The 21131-nt window shown below is 70.2% G+C and carries 16 protein-coding genes; 11 read left to right on the top strand and 5 right to left on the bottom strand.

All coding sequences use genetic code 11. The annotated features are described in order from the left end of the window. Nucleotides 1–10: 10 nt before the first annotated feature. Together NNW99_RS08735 and NNW99_RS08730 are read left to right on the top strand one after the other, a co-directional pair. Nucleotides 11–772 (top strand): GNAT family N-acetyltransferase, encoded by a 762-nt coding sequence (locus NNW99_RS08735; RefSeq protein ID WP_215118138.1) that lies wholly within the window; start codon nucleotides 11–13, stop codon nucleotides 770–772. A 156-nt stretch (nucleotides 773–928) separates the two neighbouring features. Then, nucleotides 929–2905 carry an ATP-dependent DNA helicase gene (locus NNW99_RS08730; protein WP_215118137.1) on the top strand — a complete coding sequence of 659 codons (1977 nt, stop codon included), beginning with the start codon at nucleotides 929–931 and terminating at the stop codon, nucleotides 2903–2905. Between the two features lie 187 nt (nucleotides 2906–3092). Here the strand turns inward: NNW99_RS08730 and lexA are convergent, their stop codons facing one another. Further along, nucleotides 3093–3872, bottom strand: a complete 780-nt coding sequence (gene lexA / locus NNW99_RS08725; RefSeq protein ID WP_215118136.1) for a transcriptional repressor LexA — start codon at nucleotides 3870–3872, stop codon at nucleotides 3093–3095. A gap of 632 nt (nucleotides 3873–4504) precedes the next feature. On the opposite strand from lexA, the gene nrdR reads away from it, so the two are divergent. Both nrdR and NNW99_RS08715 read left to right on the top strand, forming a co-directional pair. Further along, nucleotides 4505–5065, top strand: coding sequence for a transcriptional regulator NrdR (gene nrdR, locus NNW99_RS08720; RefSeq protein ID WP_215118135.1), 561 nt, complete (start codon nucleotides 4505–4507; stop codon nucleotides 5063–5065). A 164-nt stretch (nucleotides 5066–5229) separates the two neighbouring features. Continuing rightward, on the top strand, nucleotides 5230–8109 hold the full coding sequence (locus tag NNW99_RS08715; RefSeq protein ID WP_215118134.1) for a vitamin B12-dependent ribonucleotide reductase: 2880 nt from the start codon (nucleotides 5230–5232) through the stop codon (nucleotides 8107–8109). A gap of 89 nt (nucleotides 8110–8198) precedes the next feature. Here NNW99_RS08715 and NNW99_RS08710 read toward each other — a convergent pair whose 3' ends face one another. After that, complete coding sequence (locus NNW99_RS08710) at nucleotides 8199–8732, bottom strand: TerD family protein (RefSeq protein ID WP_215118133.1); 534 nt, start codon at nucleotides 8730–8732, stop codon at nucleotides 8199–8201. A 155-nt stretch (nucleotides 8733–8887) separates the two neighbouring features. On the opposite strand from NNW99_RS08710, the gene NNW99_RS08705 reads away from it, so the two are divergent. From NNW99_RS08705 to NNW99_RS08695, 3 genes are all read left to right on the top strand, one after another. After that, nucleotides 8888–9493, top strand: coding sequence for a YdbC family protein (locus NNW99_RS08705; protein ID WP_215118132.1), 606 nt, complete (start codon nucleotides 8888–8890; stop codon nucleotides 9491–9493). A gap of 156 nt (nucleotides 9494–9649) precedes the next feature. Next, nucleotides 9650–10309: a histidine phosphatase family protein gene (locus NNW99_RS08700; RefSeq protein ID WP_215118131.1), complete on the top strand. Its 660-nt coding sequence runs from the start codon at nucleotides 9650–9652 to the stop codon at nucleotides 10307–10309. 12 nt (nucleotides 10310–10321) lie between these two features. Then, nucleotides 10322–11227, top strand: coding sequence for an ADP-ribosylglycohydrolase family protein (locus NNW99_RS08695; protein WP_215118130.1), 906 nt, complete (start codon nucleotides 10322–10324; stop codon nucleotides 11225–11227). A gap of 292 nt (nucleotides 11228–11519) precedes the next feature. Here NNW99_RS08695 and NNW99_RS08690 read toward each other — a convergent pair whose 3' ends face one another. After that, entirely contained in the window at nucleotides 11520–13067 is a 1548-nt protein-coding gene (locus NNW99_RS08690) for an MFS transporter (protein ID WP_215118129.1), read from the bottom strand. 187 nt (nucleotides 13068–13254) lie between these two features. On the opposite strand from NNW99_RS08690, the gene NNW99_RS08685 reads away from it, so the two are divergent. From NNW99_RS08685 to NNW99_RS08675, 3 genes are all read left to right on the top strand, one after another. Beyond that, complete coding sequence (locus NNW99_RS08685; protein ID WP_215118128.1) at nucleotides 13255–13875, top strand: TetR/AcrR family transcriptional regulator; 621 nt, start codon at nucleotides 13255–13257, stop codon at nucleotides 13873–13875. Between the two features lie 82 nt (nucleotides 13876–13957). Continuing rightward, on the top strand, nucleotides 13958–14659 hold the full coding sequence (locus NNW99_RS08680; RefSeq protein ID WP_215118127.1) for a ribonuclease HII: 702 nt from the start codon (nucleotides 13958–13960) through the stop codon (nucleotides 14657–14659). A 68-nt stretch (nucleotides 14660–14727) separates the two neighbouring features. Then, nucleotides 14728–15357 carry a hypothetical protein gene (locus tag NNW99_RS08675; RefSeq protein ID WP_215118126.1) on the top strand — a complete coding sequence of 210 codons (630 nt, stop codon included), beginning with the start codon at nucleotides 14728–14730 and terminating at the stop codon, nucleotides 15355–15357. A gap of 233 nt (nucleotides 15358–15590) precedes the next feature. On the opposite strand, the gene NNW99_RS08670 is transcribed toward NNW99_RS08675, so the two are convergent. After that, complete coding sequence (locus NNW99_RS08670) at nucleotides 15591–16205, bottom strand: hypothetical protein (protein WP_215118125.1); 615 nt, start codon at nucleotides 16203–16205, stop codon at nucleotides 15591–15593. A 345-nt stretch (nucleotides 16206–16550) separates the two neighbouring features. Beyond that, entirely contained in the window at nucleotides 16551–18716 is a 2166-nt protein-coding gene (locus tag NNW99_RS08665; RefSeq protein ID WP_215118124.1) for a RecQ family ATP-dependent DNA helicase, read from the bottom strand. A gap of 143 nt (nucleotides 18717–18859) precedes the next feature. On the opposite strand from NNW99_RS08665, the gene NNW99_RS08660 reads away from it, so the two are divergent. Next, entirely contained in the window at nucleotides 18860–20536 is a 1677-nt protein-coding gene (locus NNW99_RS08660) for a DUF4192 domain-containing protein (RefSeq protein WP_215118123.1), read from the top strand. Nucleotides 20537–21131: the final 595 nt, after the last annotated feature.

Raw genomic sequence — 21131 nt, 5'->3', positions numbered from 1 at the left:
GGAGCATTCGGTGCCCTTCGCCGACCCCACCACCGATCCCGGTACCGCTGTTCCCGTCACGGCCGGCCTCGGCTCTGACGCCGGCTGCGACGCACACCGCGCGACCCCCGGTGCGTATGCCGGTGAGCGGGACGCGCGGGGCACGGCTCAGCTCTCCGTCTCCCTCACCATGACCCGCGACACCTCGCTCCTCCCGGCTGAGGCCGACCTCCTAGACCACGTCGCCGACTGGGGCCCAGCCCATACATCCGCAGGCGTCTTCCATCTCGACCCCGTGCGCGTCGACCGTGACCTTCCGCTCATCAGTGGCTGGATGAACGACCCTGCCGCGGGGTTCTGGGAGCTGGCCGGACCGCAGGACGTGACCGAGGAGCACCTACGGGCCCAGCTCGCCTGCGACGGACGCAGCGTGCCCTGCATCGGAGTGCTGGACGGAACGCCGATGAGCTACTGGGAGATCTACCGGGCGGACCTCGACCCGTTGGCCCTCCACTACCCCGCCCGGCCTCATGACACGGGACTCCACCTCCTCTTCGGTGCCGTCGCCGACCGGGGGCGTGGTCTGGGCGGTCTGCTGCTGCGAGCCGTAGCCGATCTCGCTCTCGCGCAGCGTTCCTCCTGCGCACGCGTCATCGCGGAACCCGACATTCGCAACACCCCCTCCATCGCCGCTTTTCTGACCGCAGGCTTCCGGTTCTCCGCCGAGGTCGACCTGCCCGCGAAGCGGGCCGCCCTCATGGTCCGAGACCGGTCTCTCCGGCATCTGTTGTAGCGCTGTGTCACCGCGCCATCACTCATTGAACGCGGTGCGTGACGCCGTAGTTCCCACGAGCACCCACCCCGTCGAGGAGCCCAAGGTCTTGATCCCGTCCCCCGCCCCCGCCTTGATCGCCCGATTGTCAGTGCCGGGTCGTAGGGTGGTCGCGCTATGACGAAGCCCTCGCTCCCCGAACTCCTGCATGCCGCCGTCACTGCCGTCGGCGGTACGGAGCGCCCCGGTCAGGTGACCATGGCCGAATCCGTCGCGGAAGCGATCGACGACGGCTCCCACCTGCTGGTCCAGGCCGGCACCGGCACCGGCAAGTCGCTGGGCTACCTGGTGCCCGCGCTCGCGCACGGGGAGCGCGTGGTCGTCGCGACCGCCACCCTGGCCCTGCAGCGCCAGCTGGCGGAGCGCGACCTGCCGAGAACGGTCGAGTCGCTGCACCCCCTGCTGCGCCGCCGCCCGGAGTTCGCGATGCTCAAGGGCCGGTCGAACTACCTGTGCCTGCACCGGCTGCACGAGGGCGTCCCACAGGACGAGGAAGAGGGCCTCTTCGACCAGTTCGAGGCGGCCGCTCCCACCAGCAAGCTGGGTCAGGACCTGCTGCGGGTGCGGGACTGGGCCGACGAGACCGAGACCGGGGACCGTGACAACCTCACGCCCGGTATCTCGGACCGGGCCTGGGCCCAGGTGTCGGTGTCGTCGAGGGAGTGCCTGGGTGCCTCGAAGTGCGCCTACGGAGCGGAGTGCTTCGCCGAGATGGCCCGCGAGCGGGCCAAACTCTCCGACGTCGTCGTCACCAACCACGCGCTGCTTGCCATCGACGCCATCGAGGGCGCCCCGGTCCTTCCGCAGCACGAGGTGCTGATCGTCGACGAGGCCCATGAGCTGGTCTCCCGGGTCACCGGAGTCGCGACAGGGGAGCTCACCCCCGGCCAGGTCAGCCGCGCGGTGCGCCGCGCCGCGAAGCTCGTCAACGAGAAGGCGGCGGACCAGCTCCAGACGGCCTCCGAGGGGTTCGAGCGGCTGATGGAGCTGGCGCTGCCGGGCCGGCTCGAGGAAATCCCCGAGGACCTCGGCTACGCGCTCATGGCCCTGCGCGACGCGTGCCGCACCGTCATCTCCGCGATCGGCGCGACCCGCGACAAGTCCGTCCAGGACGAGGACGCGATCCGCAAGCAGGCCCTGGCTTCCGTGGAGAACGTGCACGACGTGGCGGAGCGGATCACGAACGGCTCCGAATGGGACGTGGTCTGGTACGAGCGCCACGACCGTTTCGGAGCCTCCCTGCGCGTCGCCCCCATGTCCGTCTCGGGTCTCCTGCGGGAGAAGCTCTTCGCGGACCGCTCCGTGATCCTGACGTCCGCGACGCTGAAGCTGGGCGGCGACTTCAACGGCGTCGGTGCCTCCCTCGGCCTAGCCCCCGAGGGCACCGAGGGCGACGACCTCCCCAAGTGGAAGGGCATCGACGTCGGCTCGCCCTTCGACTACCGCAAGCAGGGCATCCTGTACGTCGCCAAACACCTGGCGCGCCCCGCGCGGGACGGCGATCGCGCCGACATGCTCGACGAGCTCACGGAGCTGATCCAGGCGGCGGGCGGCCGCACCCTCGGCCTGTTCTCCTCCATGCGGGGAGCCCAACTGGCCGCTGAGGAACTGCGCTCCCGGATCCCGGAGTTCCCGATCCTCCTCCAGGGTGAGGAGACGCTCGGCGAGCTCATCAAGAACTTCGCGGCCGACCCGAAGACCTGCCTGTTCGGCACGCTGTCGCTGTGGCAGGGCGTGGACGTACCCGGGCCCAGCTGTCAGCTGGTCGTGATGGACAAGATCCCGTTCCCGCGTCCCGACGACCCCTTGATGAGCGCCCGTCAGAAGGCCGTGGAGGAAGCGGGTGGCAACGGTTTCATGGCGGTCGCCGCCACCCACGCCGCGCTCCTCATGGCCCAGGGCGCCGGCCGTCTCGTACGGGCGTCAGGCGACCGCGGTGTGGTCGCCGTGCTGGACCAGCGGCTCGCGACGGCCCGGTACGGCGGCTATCTGAAGGCGTCCATGCCCGACTTCTGGTTCACGGCCGACCGTAATCAGGTGCGGAAGTCGCTGGCGGCGATCGACGCGGCGGCGCAGCAGACGGAAGCCGGATGAGTCGCGGGGGCTGTCCGTGCCTGCGGACCGGCCCCCTCCAGCACCCGACCCCACCACTGAGGGTCGAGCCTGAGGCTGACCCGCGGGTACCGGCCCCGGACAGCACAGGGCCCCGGAACCGGCGCAGGGGTCCCGGGGCCCGGTCTGAAGGTGGGCCCGCTGGGCCCACCCGACGCGGTGCGTGGCGTCAGACGCGGCGCAGTACGGCCACCACCTTGCCGAGGATGGTCGCGTCGTCGCCGGGGATCGGCTCGTAGGCCGCGTTGTGCGGCAGGAGCCAGACATGGCCGTCCTCGCGCTTGAAGCGCTTGACGGTGGCCTCTCCGTCGAGCATCGCGGCCACGATGTCGCCGTTCTCCGCGACCGGCTGGCGGCGGACCGTGACCCAGTCGCCGTCGCAGATCGCGGCCTCGATCATCGAATCGCCGACGACCTTCAGCACGAACAGCTCACCGTCGCCGACGAGCTGGCGGGGGAGAGGGAAGACGTCCTCGACGGACTCCTCGGCGAGAATCGGGCCACCGGCGGCGATACGGCCGACCAGCGGGACGTAGGACGCGGCCGGCTTGCCCGCGGTGTCCGTGGGCTGCACGGACGCGGCCTGGTCCGAGCCGCGCACCTCGTAGGCGCGCGGACGGTGCGGGTCGCGGCGCAGGAAGCCCTTGCGCTCCAGTGCCATCAGCTGGTGTGCGACGGAGGAGGTGCTGGAAAGGCCGACGGCCTGACCGATCTCCCGCATCGACGGCGGGTAGCCGCGCCGCTGCACTGAGTCCCTGATGACCTCGATCACGCGGCGCTGGCGGTCGGTGAGTCCGGAGCTGTCAGCCCGGATGCCGGGAGGTCGTCCCGGCAAGGAGCGCTTGTGCCCCTCCGGGTTCGTAACTTCGTTCATCGCGTGCACCGGCTCGAGTCGGCCCTGGGAGCGGTCCTGGGCAGTGATGGTGGCACTGTCTGCGGTGGTGGTCACGTCGGCCCCTCTCGATGGTCTCCCTGCTGGACAACGGTAGTTGGTTTCGAAAGGTTGCGCCAAACACACGTTCGAGTGAAAAATCGCGAATCGACTGACGCGATCATGTGTCCGGGTGTATTGGCTGCCGCGTTTCCTGGCGGGCAAAAAGGTCCATTGCTGTACTCTTCACCGCCGGGGTGATCGCCTCGTGGACTGTTGCCCCAGTCTGCCATCCGGCATTCCCCTGCCCTGGGACCGGCGGCCATCTGTGCGGGAGTCCCACGCCCCCTCCTCGCGGCGCCCACGGTATCTCCGCATGCGCCGCGGCGATACGGCCGTGCGTGGACGGAAGCGGTCGTGGGCGAGTGGTGCGTCCGTTCGCGCGCGAACAACGGGGCCGCGGTGTGCGGCCGAGGCCGGTGTGGCTCGGCCGGTCGCGCCTCACCTGCGGCTACGCGTGCGACACGCGTGGACGGCGTGGATGTATGAGCCAATCCCCACATCTAGTGGTTGGATTGCAGCAGCAGCCCACAAGTTGTGGTCCCCCGGGTCTCAGTGCCCATGGTCATCGCCTATGCTTGGGACTGCTTCGTGGGGCGCGAGATGCCCGGCGAGGCCATTGAGTCTGCTGTGAGGAGGGTTGGGAGTTCATGCACTGCCCCTTCTGCAGGCACCCCGACAGCCGTGTCGTCGACAGTCGTACGACCGACGACGGCACGTCGATCCGCAGGCGCCGCCAGTGCCCTGACTGCTCCCGTCGTTTCACGACCGTGGAGACGTGCTCGCTCATGGTGGTCAAGCGGTCCGGAGTCACCGAACCCTTCAGCCGCACCAAGGTGATCAATGGTGTGCGCAAGGCGTGCCAGGGGCGGCCCGTCACCGAGGACGCGCTCGCCCAACTCGGCCAGCGGGTCGAGGAGGCGGTGCGGGCCACCGGAAGCGCCGAGCTGACCACCCACGACGTGGGGCTGGCCATTCTCGGCCCGTTGCAGGAGCTCGATCTCGTCGCCTATCTGCGATTCGCCTCCGTCTATCGGGCGTTCGACTCGCTCGAGGACTTCGAGGCGGCCATCGCGGAACTGAGGGAAGAGACGGGACGCCCCGACGCGGACGACGGCGACCGCGAGGACACGGGTGCGGGGAGCCAGGAAGACGATCGCGGGCCCGGAGGGACGACGAAGGTCCCCGAGCCCGCGGCCACCGCCGACTGACCGGCGGGCCGGATCCGGACGGCAGCTCCGGGCCCGGCCGGGCGGCGGCGATGTGAAGACCTGTTGCGGGCGACGCGAGTGGATGCCCGCAACACCAGACAGAACACCGTGCCACGGGAACAACGGGGCACTTCAGGGCGTTTTCGCCCGTACAGGGAGGCGGCATGACAGAGACGGCGAGCGGTCCGGCACGGAGTTCCCGCGCCAAGGGCACCAAGGCGAACAAGGGCCTGCGTATCGAGCGCATCCACACCACCCCTGGGGTCCACCCCTATGACGAGGTGGCGTGGGAGAGCCGTGACGTCGTCATGACCAACTGGCGCGACGGCTCGGTCAACTTCGAGCAGCGCGGCGTCGAGTTCCCCGAGTTCTGGTCGGTGAACGCGGTCAACATCGTCACCAGCAAGTACTTCCGCGGTGCCGTCGGCACCCCGCAGCGCGAGACCAGCCTCAAGCAGCTGATCGACCGCATCGTGAAGACGTACCGGAAGGCCGGAGAGGACCACAAGTACTTCGCCTCTCCCGCTGACGCCGAGATCTTCGAGCACGAGCTGGCGTACGCCCTCCTGCACCAGATCTTCAGCTTCAACAGCCCTGTCTGGTTCAACGTCGGCACCAAGCAGCCCCAGCAGGTCTCCGCCTGCTTCATCCTGGCCGTCGACGACTCCATGGAGTCGATCCTCGACTGGTACAAGGAAGAGGGCATGATCTTCAAGGGCGGCTCCGGCGCCGGCCTGAACCTCTCCCGGATCCGCTCCTCCAAGGAGCTCCTGTCCTCCGGTGGCAACGCCTCCGGCCCGGTCTCCTTCATGCGCGGCGCCGACGCCTCCGCAGGAACGATCAAGTCCGGTGGCGCCACCCGCCGTGCGGCCAAGATGGTCGTCCTCGACGTGGACCACCCGGACATCGAGGACTTCATCGAGACCAAGGTCAAGGAAGAGGAGAAGATCCGCATCCTGCGGGACGCGGGCTTCGACATGGACCTGGGCGGCGACGACATCGCGTCCGTCCAGTACCAGAACGCCAACAACTCGGTCCGCGTGAACGACGAGTTCATGACCGCGGTCGAGCAGGGCGGCCAGTTCGGGCTGCGCGGCCGGATGACCGGCGAGGTCATCGAGGAGGTCGACGCCAAGGCGCTCTTCCGCAAGATCGCCGAGGCCGCGTGGGCCTGCGCCGACCCCGGCATCCAGTACGACGGCACCATCAACAACTGGCACACCTGCCCCGAGTCCGGCCGGATCACCGCGTCGAACCCGTGCAGCGAGTACATGCACCTGGACAACACGTCCTGCAACCTGGCCTCGCTGAACCTGATGAAGTTCCTCGAGGACGACGGCAAGGGCAACCAGTCCTTCGAGGCCGAGCGCTTCCAGAAGGTCGTCGAGCTGGTCATCACCGCGATGGACATCTCGATCTGCTTCGCCGACTTCCCGACCCAGAAGATCGGCGACAACACGCGCGCGTTCCGCCAGCTCGGCATCGGCTACGCCAACCTCGGCGCCCTGCTGATGGCGACCGGCCACGCCTACGACTCCGACGGCGGCCGTTCCCTCGCCGGCTCCATCACCTCGCTGATGACCGGCACGGCGTACCGGCGCTCCGCCGAACTCGCCGCGGTCGTCGGACCGTACGACGGCTACGCCCGCAACGCCGACGCCCACAAGCGCGTCATGAAGCAGCACTCGGACGCCAACGACACGGCCGTCCGCATGGACGACCTGGACACCCCGGTGTGGGCCGCCGCCAGCGAGGCCTGGCAGGACGTGGTCCGTCTCGGTGAGAAGAACGGTTTCCGTAACTCCCAGGCGTCGGTGCTCGCCCCGACCGGCACCATCGGCCTCGCGATGTCCTGCGACACCACCGGTGTCGAGCCGGACCTCGCGCTGGTCAAGTTCAAGAAGCTGGTCGGCGGCGGCTCGATGCAGATCGTCAACGGCACCGTGCCGCAGGCCCTGCGCCGCCTCGGCTACCTGGAAGAGCAGATCGAGGCGATCGTCGCCCACATCGCCGACTACGGCAACGTGATCGACGCCCCGAGCCTCAAGCCCGAGCACTACGAGGTGTTCGACTGCGCCATGGGCGACCGGTCCATCTCCGCGATGGGCCACGTCCGCATGATGGCCGCGATCCAGCCGTGGATCTCCGGCGCCATCTCCAAGACGGTCAACATGCCGGAGTCGGCGACCGTCGAGGAGGTCGAGGAGATCTACTTCGAGGCCTGGAAGCTGGGCGTCAAGGCGCTCGCGATCTACCGCGACAACTGCAAGGTCGGTCAGCCGCTCTCCGCCAAGAAGAAGGAGGAGGAGAAGGCCGAGGAGCCCGCAGCCGTCGAGGCCAAGGTCGAGAAGGTGGTCGAGTACCGCCCCGTCCGCAAGCGCCTCCCGAAGGGACGTCCCGGCATCACCACGTCCTTCACCGTCGGCGGTGCCGAGGGCTACATGACCGCCAACTCCTACCCGGACGACGGTCTCGGCGAGGTCTTCCTCAAGATGTCCAAGCAGGGCTCGACCCTCGCGGGCATGATGGACGCCTTCTCCATCGCGGTCTCCGTCGGCCTCCAGTACGGCGTCCCCCTGGAGACGTACGTCTCGAAGTTCACGAACATGCGCTTCGAGCCGGCCGGCATGACGGACGACCCGGACGTGCGGATGGCGCAGTCGATCGTCGACTACATCTTCCGCCGCCTGGCGCTGGACTTCCTGCCCTTCGAGACGCGCTCCGCGCTCGGCATCCACTCCGCCGATGAGCGCCAGCGTCACCTCGAAACGGGTTCGTACGAGCCGAACGAGGACGAGGTCGACGTCGAGGGCCTGGCCCAGTCGGCGCCGCGCGCCCAGGAGCTGAAGGCCGTCACCCCGCCGGCGAACGAATCGGCGGCCCAGCCGGCCCCGCAGCAGGCCCACACCAGCGCCGAACTGGTGGAGATGCAGCTGGGCATCCAGGCCGACGCCCCGCTGTGCTTCTCCTGCGGCACGAAGATGCAGCGCGCCGGTTCGTGCTACATCTGCGAGGGCTGCGGCTCGACCAGCGGCTGCAGCTGACGCCGAGGGCATGAGCCGATGACAGAGGGGCACCGCCTTCGGGCGGTGCCCCTCTTGTCGTCACAGGCTGCGGATGTCGCGCATGGCGCTCACGCCTGGCGTGCCGCGCCCATCGTCCTGGTGAAGGTCACGGGGTCGCCCTCGAAACCACGGATGCCGGAGTGGAAGGTCCACGGGCCGGAGCCCTCCCGGGCGAACTCCGCGACCGTCGCGGCCGTCGCCCCCAGGACACCGCCGAAGTCGTCCTCCGTGAGGACCGTGTACCCCTCGCGGATCCGCAGGCCGGGGTTGACCACGCTGACGAAGGTGCGCTCCGCCGGGCGCTGCTGGATGACGACACCGACCACCACGCGCGCGTAACGGTCGTCGAGGCGGTTGAGTTCCAGCATCATGACCTCGTCGTAGCCGAAGCCCTGGCCGTCCTTGCTGTCCCGGTTGAGGTAGATGGTGCCGTCGGGGGAGCGGCTGTCGAAGTGCACCACATAGGCGGGATCGCCGTACGGGTCGTCCGCCAGGTACGTCGCCGCGACGAGGTCCAGATCGGTGGACGGCTGCCCCGCCGGACTGGGATCCCACCTCATCGCGATCTCGATCTTGCTCAGTCCCTTGTTGAGCCCGTCCACCAGAGTCCCCTTCCCCGTACCGACCCGCCTGCTCGCCCCAACTGCCGGGCGCTTACGACTGTTTGTCCATCCTGCCACGCGTGCGGGTGCGCGCGTGGAGGAGCGGTCCGGCCGAGAGTGACCGACGCCACGCTCCGTGGCCTTACCATGGCGCGGTGCTGGTCAAGTGGATTCGCTGCACCGTGGTGGACCGCCGCGGTTTCGAGCGGGGGCAGCGGAAGTGGGCGGGGCTTCTGGGGGAGCCGGGGTTTCGCGGGCAGGGGGGTGGATGGAGCCGGGGGCGGCCGGATGTGGCACACATATTCGCGTTCTGGGAGAGCCGTGCCTTCTACGACTCCTTCATGGCGCGGTCCCACGACCGGCTGGCGACGGCCCAGTCGGGCACCTTCAAGGACGCTCAGGTCAGGCTCTTCGACTACCGCTTCGACGTGAAGACCGGCTTCGAACCGCGCTTCACGGACGCCGACCTGCTGCGGGTGGCGCTCTGCCGTGTCCACGAGGAGCGGGCCGAGCATTTCGTGCTCATGCAGGAGAAGGTCTGGAACCCGGCGATGGCCGGCTCTCCCGGCATGGTGCGCGGGCTGTTCGGCGAGGCGCCCGGGCACGAGTTCCTGGTGCTGTCGATGTGGCGCTCGGACGCCGAGCACGGCAAGTACCGCACCGAGCGTGTGGAGCGGCTCGCCCTGAGGGCCCAGACAGAGGCGGACGTGGCGGCGCTCACCGGGGACATCGTGGGTATGGAGTCGAGCTGGACCGTCTGACTCGGGAACGGTCCGATTCAGAACAGTCTGGATGGATTGGTTCCGGGTGGCGATGGGCGCGACCTGTGGGACCCGTGGTGCAGGATCTGTGTGACCTACGCTGTATGGGTGGGGTATGAGTGCTGCGCAAGCGCTCACCCGATCTAGGGTCTTGGCATGGCACGACCACGGCGCATCGTCCTTGTCCGGCACGGCGAGTCAACGGGCAATGTTGATGACTCCGTGTACGAGCGTGTACCCGACCACGCCCTGTCGCTGACCGAGAAGGGCCGGCGACAGGCGGAGGCGACGGGCGAGCGGCTGCGTGAACGGTTCGGCGGTGAGCGCGTCAGTGTGTACGTCTCCCCTTACCGCCGTACGCACGAGACGCTGCGCTCCTTCCATCTCGACCCCGACCTCATACGCGTACGCGAGGAGCCCCGGCTGCGCGAGCAGGACTGGGGCAACTGGCAGGACCGGGACGAGGTCCGTCTCCAGAAGGCCTACCGGGACGCGTACGGCCACTTCTTCTACCGTTTCGCCCAGGGCGAGTCCGGCGCCGATGTCTACGACCGGGTCGGCGGCTTCCTGGAGAGCCTGTTCCGCAGCTTCGAGGACCCCGACCACCCGCCGAACGTCCTCATCGTGACCCACGGTCTGGCCATGCGGCTGTTCTGCATGCGGTGGTTCCACTGGACGGTCGCGGAGTTCGAGTCGCTGGCGAACCCGGGGAACGGCGAGGTGCGGATGCTCGTTCTGGGGGAGGACGGCAAGTACACGCTTGACCGGCCGTTCGACCGCTGGCGAGATCCCGAACCCTACGGGATCACCGGATAGAGTGGCAGGGCGATGACCGCTGACTCCTCCCCCGAAGGGCGCCTGGACCGCGCCCTGGCCAGCCTGCGCGGACTGTCCGTCGGTGACGCCCTGGGTTCCCAGTACTTCGTGCCGGTGAACTACCCCCTGCTGAAGCGCCGCGAGGTGCCGTCCGGGCCCTGGCAGTGGACCGACGACACGGAGATGGCCGGTTCCGTCGTCGCCGTCCTGGCCGCCCACCACCGCGTCGACCAGGACGCCCTGGCCCGTTCCTTCGCCGAGCACCACGACTTCGACCGCGGCTACGGCCCCGCGGTCAACCGCCTGCTGCGACTCGTCCGGGAGGGCGGGGACTGGCGCGAACTCGCCGCCGCGCTCTTCAACGGCCAGGGGTCCTGGGGCAACGGCGCCGCGATGCGGATCGCCCCGCTGGGCGCCTGGTACGCGGGTGACCCGGAGCAGGCGACCCACCAGGCGGAGATCTCGGCCTACACCACCCACCAGCACCGTGAGGCGGTCGTCGGCGCGATGGCCGTCGCCGCGGCCGCCGCCTTCGCGGCCGACCCCGACGGGCCGCCCGGCGCCGAGGCCCTCCTCGACGGGGTCATCGACCTGGTGCCGAAGAGTGCCGTGGGCGCGGGGCTGCGCCGGGCCCGGGACATGCTCGACTACGGCGACCCGGCCACGGTGGCGGCGGTACTGGGGTGCGGCCGACGCACGACCGCCCACGACACCGTGCCTTTCGCCCTCTGGTCGGCGGCGAGGAGCCTCGGTGACTACGAGCAGGCGTTCTGGACGACCGCGCAGGTCGGCGGGGATGTCGACACCACCTGCGCCATCGTCGGCGGCGTGATCGCCGCGGGCAAGGCAGGGGCACCGCCCGCCGAGTGGGTGGAGCGGACGGAACCGCTTCCGGAGTGGGTGCCCGCGTCGGTCTAGCGGTAATGCCTCTTGCGTCTCTTCGGAAACTCTCCGTACACCCCGGGAACTCTCCGTAATCGGCCGCTCGTTGTCGTGACATCCGCTGTGCGAGCCAGCAGGGCGCGCAGGCACCGGAGTGGAGCGATGGGGGGTGAACATGGCAGTCCTGCTCGCGGTTCTGATCCACTGGTGGGGCGCTCTTGTGTGCCGTCCAGGGAGTAACCGGGTCCCCAACCGGCCCGACAGCCGCCGCCAGGCATGTCGCACGCCTGTCGGCGAGCCGCCGAGGCCGGCTCGTGGTGCTGTCGTGTCAGCCGAGTCCCGGTCCGGCCGACCCGGCGAGTGCCTCCAGGTCGCTCTTGCGGACCCGGATCACCAGCCAGGCCGTGACCAGGGCGAGGGCGGCCATCGCCGCCGCCGGGATGAAGGCCGTCGAGATGCCCTGCGCCAACACCTCGTGCCCCCACGGGGCGGGCAGTTGCTGTGTACGGGCGAACTCCGCCTTCTGCTCCGCGGAGCCCTCGGCCATGAACTGCGGAAGCTGCTTCTCCGCCTCGTCCCGGGTCGCCGTGCCGAAGACCGTCGTCAGGATGGCCAGGCCCAGCGATCCGCCCACCTGCTGCGTCGTGTTGAGCAGCCCGGACGCGGCGCCCGCCTCGTGCGGGGCGACACCGGAGACGGCGGTGAGCGTGAGCGTCACGAAGTTCAGCCCCATGCCGAAGCCGAACACCAGCATCGGACCGAGGACCCCGCTCGCGTAGGAACTGTCGGAGCTGATGAGCGCCTGCCAGGCCAGTCCGATCATCGCGAGCGTCGAGCCGGCGATCATGAACGGCTTGGGGCCCAGCACGGGCAGGAACCGCTGCGAGAGACCCGCGCCGAGCGCGATCACGACCGTCACGGGCAGGAAGGCGAGCCCCGCTTCGATCGGGCTGTAGCCGAGCACGTTCTGCACGAACAGCACGATGTAGAAGAACATGCCGAACATCGCCGCGGCCAGGCTCAGCATGATGACGTAGGTGCCCGAGCGGTTGCGGTCGGCGAACATCCGCAGCGGGGTGATCGGTTCCTTGGCCCGGGACTCGATGATCCCGAAGGCCAGGAGCAGGACCACCGCGGCGCCGAAGGACCCGATGGTGAGGCTGTCCCGCCACCCCTCGTCAGCCGCCCGGATGAAGCCGTAGACGAGGGACGCCATGCCCGTGGTCGAGGTCACCGCACCCGCGATGTCGAACCGGCCGGTGTGCCGGTCGGACTCGCTGATGTAGAGCGGTGTGAGTACGGCGATCAGCACTCCGATCGGCACGTTCACGAAGAGCACCCAGCGCCAGTCGAGCCACTCGGTGAGCATGCCGCCGGCGAGGAGGCCGATGGCGCCACCGCCGGCGGACACGGCGGCGAAGACTCCGAAGGCCCGGTTGCGCTCCGGGCCCTCGGGGAACGTGGTGGTGATGAGTGCCAGCGAGGTGGGCGACGCGATGGCGCCCCCCACGCCCTGCAGGACCCGTGCGGCGAGCAACTGCCAGGGCTCCTGGGCGAGCCCGCCGAGCAGCGAGGCGAGGGTGAACAGCAGGATGCCGGTCATGAAGACCCGGCGGCGGCCGAGGATGTCACCGGCGCGGCCGCCGAGGAGCAGCAGACCGCCGAAGGTGAGTGTGTAAGAGCTGACGACCCAGGTGAGGTCGGTGGTGCTGAACTTGAGCGCGTCTTGAATGTGCGGGAGCGCGATGTTCACAATCGTCGCGTCGAGTACCACCATGAGTTGGCAGGCCGCGATGACGGTGAGTGCGATGCCGGGGTGTCCTTCCCGGCGGGCCGCACCTGGCTTCTGGTCCTGGAGCAATGGAGAGGTTGTCACTATGGGTCCCCCACGAGTGCGTTAGTGAACGCTCGCGTTCACTGCCGCGTCAACGGTAGTGAGTCCCCGACAGTGAACGCAAGCGTTCACTCGCGGCGTTGTTGTTCGGCATGTCCCCCTCTGCCGCCGTCCGGCACGCCCCCATATCCCCGAAATCCCCGCTTCTCTGGTCGTTGGAGAGAGTCAGATGGTTACCCCGAGCTGGGTGGATGCCCCCGCTCAGACAGCCGCCCGCCGCCGCGGCGCCGTGCTCGAGCGCGCGATCCTCGACGCCGCCTTGGATCAACTCAGCACCGTCGGCTGGAACGGCCTGACGATGGAGGGCGTCGCCGCCGGAGCCCAGACCGGCAAGGCCGCGGTCTACCGACGCTGGCCGTCGAAGGAGGATCTTGTCGCCGACGCTCTGCGTGCCGGTCTGCCGCATTTCGACGAGGCGCCCGACGAGGGTGGGGTGCGCGAGGATCTCTTGGTGCTGTGTCTGCGAGCCCGGGACGCGATGTTCTCCCGTCCTGGCGTCGCGCTTCGCTCGGTGATTCACGAATGCGACACGACGCAGGCCGAGCGGTTTCATGCCGTGATCTTCGACGGGGTCGTGGAGCCCACCATCAAGATGCTGCGAGAGGTCATCGAGCGCGGGATGCGGCGTGGAGAGGTGCGTCCCGATGCCGCGAACGGCTATGTCTTCGATGCCATCCCGGCGATGATGATGTATCGCTCCAAGATGTGCGGCTGCGAATGGCAGGATCATGAAATCGAGGAGATGATCGACGAGTTGATGGTTCCGCTGCTGCGGCCGGGCGGCTCCTGACAGGGGCTCGCGAGGGGTGTGACGCCGCCAGGGTGGGCCGGGGTGTCGCGGGCGCTTCCGGGCGGCGTAACCTAGGGGCGCCATGCCGTACGAACCACCTACTCACACCGTCGAGCGCTCCCTTCGAGCCACGACCGGAGCGAAGATCGTTGCAGGTGTCGACGAGGTGGGGCGCGGCGCGTGGGCCGGCCCGGTCACCGTCTGCGCTGCGATCACCGGACTGCGCCGGCCGCCCGAGGGTCTCACGGACTCGAAGCTGCTCACCATCAAGCGACGCACCCAACTCGCCGAGACGCTGCGGACGTGGGTGACGTCGTACGCCCTGGGTCATGCCTCCCCGGAGGAGATAGACGAACTGGGGATGACGGCCGCGCTGCGCCTCGCTGCGGGGCGTGCGCTGGATGGCCTGCCGGTCCGCCCGGACGCGGTCATCCTGGATGGCAAGCATGACTATCTCGGTGCGCCTTGGCGGGTCCGTACGGTGATCAAGGGCGACCAGTCCTGCGTGGCGGTGGCCGCGGCCTCGGTGATCGCCAAGGTTCAGCGCGACAAAATGATGGCCGAACTGGGTATCGACCATGCAGACTTCGGTTTTGCGGACAACGCCGGGTATCCATCCCCCGTGCACAAGGCCGCACTGGCGGAGCGGGGCCCCACCCCCTACCACCGGTTGTCATGGGCGTATCTTGATGCGCTGCCCCAGTGGCGGCACCTCAAGAAGGTCCGCAGCTGGGCGGACGGAAGTGTTCCGGAAATCGAGGGTCAGCTCGGCTTCGATTTCTGACGGTTTCGTTCGCACTCATGCGCCACCCGCCGACGCGGGCCGTACCAGCGTTTGATAAATATCAACTCATGCCTCTCATTCCCGAGGAGCCTCAGATTCACGAGAGTGCCCAGGGTCCCCGCGCCACTCCGGCCAGCGGCCGCACCGCGCCGACCCCCCGTCCCGTACCCGGCCCCCGTCCCGCGGCCCCGTCGCGTCCCGGTCGTCCAGGCCCTCTCCGGCCCGCGCCGCCCGTGCAACGTGCGCCGCGTGACGCAGCCGCCAAGCCCGGCCCGTCCGGGCCCGCCGCCGGTGCCGCCGCTCCGGCCGCCCCGCAGATCCAGCTGATCCCGGCTTCCGCACAGGGCGCGCTCGACGCGGCCGAGGAGGCCGTGGACCTGCTGCTGGACTCCGGTCGCGCCCCCAGCGACGTCCTGGTGATCACGACCGGCGAACAGCACCCGTGGGCCACCCACGAGCTGTCCTTCGGCGAGACCTCCTACTGGGCCCAGCACGACGCCAGTGACGACGTCTTCTACACGGACGCCACCATCGCGGCCCGCGCCGCGTCGCGTCCGGTGGTCGTGGTCGCCGTCAACGGCGGTTCCGAGGCCGTAGCCGCGAGCGCCCTGGCCCTGGCCCACTCCCGGGCCAACACCCTGCTGATCGTCTGCGGTGACCCGCAGCAGATCAACTCGGTGCTGGGCGCGGGCGTCTGAGCCGTTCCTCAGCGTCCGGCCGGACGCTGAGGAGGGCCTCAGGCGCCGCTACGGCGGCTCCGCACGGTGGGCGTTTCTGCATGCCCGGAGAACTGAACGCCGTTGCTGCGTAGGGGCCTTGTCCGGTTGGCGAAGGCGTCCTGCGGCCCTGCGCGGGTCGTCACGCGGGCTCGTATTGCCGTGCCTTGAGGGCACGGCACAACACCCGTGCGGGATGGTCTGGCCAGTGGGCTTCAGCGGGCCGCCGCCGCGCGGCGCAGGACCTCCGAGGCGGCGCCACCGGTGCGCGGCAGCGGTGGCGCCGCCTCGGACGTGGCGAACGGCTCCGGTGCCGAGGCCGAGTGAGGGCGGCGTCCGCCCCGGCCTTCGCCGAGGACCTGCCAGCCGTCACGCGTCAGCGTGATGTACGCCCCGCAGCGCAGCCCGTGCAGGGTGCACGCGTCGCGCAGACCCCACATCCACGCGCCGTCCTCCTCCGTCCAACGCGCGTCGCCCTCACGGCAGTAGAGCAGCACCGCGGTCCGCACCGGAGTGCGGCGCCGCAGATCGTGCGGGATGACCCGGCGCAGCTGTGCGAGCAGCACGTTGCGGAACATCCAGCCGTCGGCCGGGGCCGGGCGGCGTACGAACGAGGCGCTCGCCCGCAGCCGCTCGTCCTGGTCGAGCACGGCGACGACAGCCGTCGCCGGCTGCGGGTGGTGCCGGGCATGCAGTCCGCTGACGACCTCACGGGGGTCGCGCAACAGTGGGATCCCGGCGGCGGCCCATTCCGCGGGTTCGAGCAAGCGGTTGGCGGAAGCGGCGGACGACGACGCCGCTGCCGAGGCCGGAGCGAATCCGAAGGTCACGGTCCTCCCTTCGGCTACGCGCCCACACTGCGGGCGAGGTCGGATTCCTGGGAGCGCGCACCGCAGCGAAGCCCTACCGGATCGGCGGGCGCGCCGTGCGGGAGCGGACTTCAATTCTTCCTGTCGAACTTGGATGCGGCAACGAGCAATTGAGGCCGCCGACCGTTATCAGATGATGCGCGGCTAATATCCCTACCCAGTGCGCCGCCGGGCCACCCATGGGGCGTTCGAGCACGACACGTTCGTACGCCACGAGGGTGCGCGGCGTCCAGAGGCGTGCGCGGGTGGTCAGGTCACGGGTGCCCAGTACTCCGGGGTGGACACCTTGCACCGGAGGCTCGGTCGTCAGCCCTGCAAGGCCAGCACGAGCGGCAACACCCCCTGCGCACCGGAGCGTCGGAGCATGCGGGCCGCGACCGCGAGGGTCCACCCGGTCTCCGTGTAGTCGTCCACGAGGAGGACCGGGCCCTGGGCCTCGGCCAGGGCGGAGGCGAGAGCGGGCGGCACGGTCAGAGCGCCGTCGAGTGCCTTCAGCCGCTGGGCGCTGTTGCTCCGGGAGCTCGGGTACGCGTCGCCGGTGTACTCGATGGCACCCAGCAGCGGGAGCCGACCCACTTCAGCGATGCGCGCCCCCAGAGAGTGGATCAACGCGGGGCGGGTGCGGGACGGCAGAGTCACGACACCGACCGGGCGCGGCTGGGCCTCCGACGCGCCGGCCGCCCAGCCACCCGGGCCCTTGGCCCAGTCGGCCAGCACGCCCACCACGGCCTTCGCCACGTCGTCCGGAACGGGCCCGTCGGGGGCCTGGGGTGCGAGCAGGGGCCGCAGCCGGTTGCCCCAGCCGATGTCCGACAGACGCCCCAAAGCCCGCCCCGACGTGGCCTGTTCGCCGGCCGGGATACGGCCCTTGAGGTCCACCCCGATCGCCGGCAGCCCCGTGGGCCACATACGGCGGGGCTCCACCTCGACTCCCGCCCGGCCCAGGTCCACGCGCGCGGCGTCGAGTGCCTCCTCTGACGTTTCCGCCACGAAGCGCGGGCCCGTGCAGTTGTCGCAGCGACCGCACGGCTTGGCGGCCTCGTCGTCGAGCTGGCGCTGCAGGAACTCCATGCGGCAGTCCGCCGTCGACGCGTACGCGCGCATGGCTTGCTGCTCGGTCTCCCGCTGACGCGCCACCCACGCGTACCGCTCGGCGTCGTACGTCCAAGGCTGTCCGGTGGAGATCCAACCGCCCTTGACCCGCTTGACCGCGCCGTCCACGTCGAGGACCTTGAGCATGGTCTCCAGCCGGGACCTGCGCAGTTCCACCAAGGGTTCCAGGGCGGGCAGCGACAAGGGCTTCTCCGCGTGCGCGAGGAGATCGAGCGTGCGGCGCACCAGGTCTTCCGAGGGGAAGGCGAGCGACGCGAAGTACTTCCAGATCGCCTCGTCCTCCTTCCCCGGGAGCAGGAGCACCTCGGCGTGCTCCACACCGCGTCCCGCGCGGCCGACCTGCTGGTAGTAGGCGATGGGGGAGGAGGGCGAGCCGAGGTGCACCACGAAGCCCAGGTCGGGCTTGTCGAAGCCCATGCCAAGCGCAGAGGTGGCGACCAGCGCCTTCACCTTGTTGGCGAGCAGGTCCTCCTCGGCCTGCTGGCGATCGGCGTTCTCCGTCTTGCCCGTGTACGAGGAGACCGTGTGCCCGCGCTGCCGGAGGAAGGCGGTGACCTCCTCGGCGGCGGCCACGGTGAGTGTGTAGATGATCCCTGAGCCCGGCAGTTCGTCGAGGTGCTCGGCGAGCCAGGCCATCCGATGCGCGGCGTCCGGCAGCCGCAGCACGCTCAGACTCAGGCTGTCGCGGTCCAGTGGGCCCCGCAGCACGAGGGCGTCCGAGCTGCCGCCCGTGCCGAGCTGCTCCGCGACATCGGCCGTCACGCGCGCGTTGGCCGTGGCCGTGGTCGCGAGCACCGGCACACCGGGCGGGAGGTCGGCGAGCATGGTGCGCAGCCGGCGGTAGTCCGGCCGGAAGTCGTGGCCCCAGTCGGAGATGCAGTGGGCCTCGTCCACCACCAGGAGCCCGGTGGCGGCCGCGAGCCGGGGCAGCACCTGATCCCGGAAGTCCGGGTTGTTGAGCCGCTCCGGACTGACCAGCAGGACGTCCACCTCTCCCGCGGCGATCTCGGCCTGGACGGCCTCCCACTCCTCGGTGTTCGAGGAGTTGATGGTCCGGGCGTGGATGCCGGCTCGGGCCGCCGCCTCGACCTGGTTCCGCATGAGGGCGAGCAGTGGGGAGACGATCACCGTCGGGCCGCTGCCCCGCGCCCGCAGGAGCGAGGTCGCCACGAAGTAGACCGCGGACTTGCCCCATCCCGTGCGCTGGACGACCAGGGCACGTCGTCTGTCGGCGACCAGCGCCTCGATCGCCCGCCACTGGTCCTCGCGCAGCCGGGCACCTCCCGAGACGTCCCCGACGAGACGGGCGAGGACCGTGTCGGCCGCCGCCCGTAGATCCGCGTTGCTCGTGTGCTCCATGCGTCCCATGAAACAGGACGGCAGTGACAACGGGAGCGGTGCACCGGGAGAAGCGAGAGCCGGAAGGCTCCGGGTGACGTGCCCCTGATCGAAGTTATCCACAGGGCAAACCGGAGCTGCGGATTCCGGGAGATCGTCTCCGCATGACGAACCACAGCGAAGCGACTGGCTCCCCCGAGAACGGCGACATCACCGGGCCCGACGCACCGGGCAACCGCAAGGACGGTGGGCAGCGGAAGCGGGAGCCGAACGCGGGCGAAACGGCCGGACAGCACGTCCCCGGCCCCGCGCACGACGGTCACGGCGGCGAGCATCAGGTCACCCTGCGCACCCCGGCCGAACTGGCCGACGCCCTGCCGTATCTGCTCGGATACCGCCCCGAGGACAGCATCGTCCTGGTCGCCCTGCACGACAAGGACGGCCGCGGACGGTTCGGAGGGCGGGCCCGGCTCGGTATCCCCGCCAACGCGGACGACTGGCCGTCCGCGGCCGGACAACTGGCCCACGGCCTGGTGACGGGCAGCGAGCGCCGAGGGGCCAGGCCCGAGTCGATGGTCGCCTTCCTCTGCCAGGAGCCGCGGAAGGGCGAGACCGGGCAGCAGGTCATGGAGCGGCTGAGGCCGCTGGCCCAGAGGCTGCGCGTCGAGTGCGGCTCCCGGGACGTGGTGGTGGTCGAGGCGCTGTGCATCTCGGAGGGGCGCTACTGGTCGTACTGCTGTGACAACGCGGCATGCTGCCCGCAGGTGGGAGCACCCATGGGCCTCCCCGGCACCTCCGTGCTGGCCGCCGCGGCCACCTACGCGGGGATCCAGGTGCGCGGCACGCTGAGGGAGCTGCGGGCCCGGCTGCTGCCCTGGGAGAACGCCGCCGCCCTCGAACAGGAGACGGCTCTCGACACCGCCAGCATGGCGCTGGTCCCGAGGCTCCTGGACGAGGTGGGCCGCGCCTCCGTGGCCGATGAGACGCTGGAACTGGCCGGGAGGGTCCTGGACCGCTTCGCCAAGGCGAGGCCCGTTTCCGGCATGCTCCTGGCCGACCTCCGCGACGACGAACTTCTCGGATACGACGAGGCCGCACGGTTGATCCTCGGTCTCCAGGACCGCGCGACCCGCGACCGCGCGGCCGAGTGGATGGAGGGAGACGAGGCCGCACGTGCCCTTCGTCTCTGGCGGACGCTGGCCCGCCGCTGCGTCGGACCCTACGGCGAGCACGCCGCCGCGCCGCTCACTCTCGCCGGCTGGGTCGCCTGGTCCACCGGCGACGAGCTGGAGGCCAGGGAAGCCCTCGCCATGGCCCTGGGCGCGGATCCCGACTACCTCTTCGCCCGTCTCCTGCACCAGGCCTGCAACGAAGGCCTCGACCCGGAATCGATCCGCTCCTGCCTGCGAGCGGAACGCGACGGCCGTGGGCGAGCGGTCGTCGACCACGCCATGATCCGTGCGCACGCCGCCGCCGAAGCTGTTGAGCAAGAGACAGTGGCGCCGCAGCCCGACCCCGAACCCAAGCCTGCGGCGGCGCCCTCCCGTCGCCGCCGCTCCCGTACTACCGGTGCCGCCGACACCGCCTCCGGCCGTACCCGCACCGGCCGCGACACGAGCACGCCTCTCGCGCTCGAGCGTAAGCCGGCAGGCACCACGCGCCCGGCCGGCGCCGCGGAAGCCGGCACACGCCCCGAGCGTGCGACGACGGGGCCCGCGCGGCCCGGCAGTGCGCGCGCGGGCGGTACCCGTCCGCGTGCCTCACGGAGGGCAACCGCCTCCTGCCGGGACGCGGGGCAGGAAAGCGTCCAGCCCGGCCACGGTACGGAGGGGGAGGGGTGACTTCCCGCCACCCCCTGTCGCCGGATGGCCTTGAGGCACAAGGGCCGAGGCGCGGGCGTGACCCGGAGGACACCCACGACGTTCACCTGAGTGGCGGAACGCCTGGACGGGATGTGACGCCGCACCGCCCCTGTCCCGTCGGAGCCCTCCGGCACCGGCGCCGAACCCGATCGAGGCGCACAGAGCGCAGAGGAAGCCTTCCCATGCAACAGCCGACTCCGCCCTCCTCCGCTGCCGGTAACCGCCGCCCCACAGACGGTCCTCCGCCGACGACGCCCTTCGCGCCGGGGGCCGGGGCTCCACGGTCGGGGGATCAGGGCAGCACCCCTCCACGATCCGTGGCCCGTGTCGACGGTTACGGGCCCCGGTTCCCTGGAGGTGCCTCACGCGTCTCGCCGCCCACCGGTCCGGACTCTCGCGCCCCCTCGCCGCCGGGCCCGGGCCGTTCGTCGCCCCGATGGGCGGGCCAGAGCCGCCCCGGATCCACGTCGGGGCAGGGCTCAGCAGCACCGCCCTCGGCTCAGGGCCGGGCGCCCGCGCCCACGGGCCACGCGCCCCCGCCCCGGGGTGCCACGATCCCCGGACTGCGCTGGTC

Source organism: Streptomyces sp. CRCS-T-1 (assembly GCF_024442335.1).
Taxonomy (GTDB): Bacteria; Actinomycetota; Actinomycetes; order Streptomycetales; family Streptomycetaceae; genus Streptomyces; species Streptomyces koelreuteriae.
This window is presented reverse-complemented; position numbering and strand designations above follow the sequence as displayed.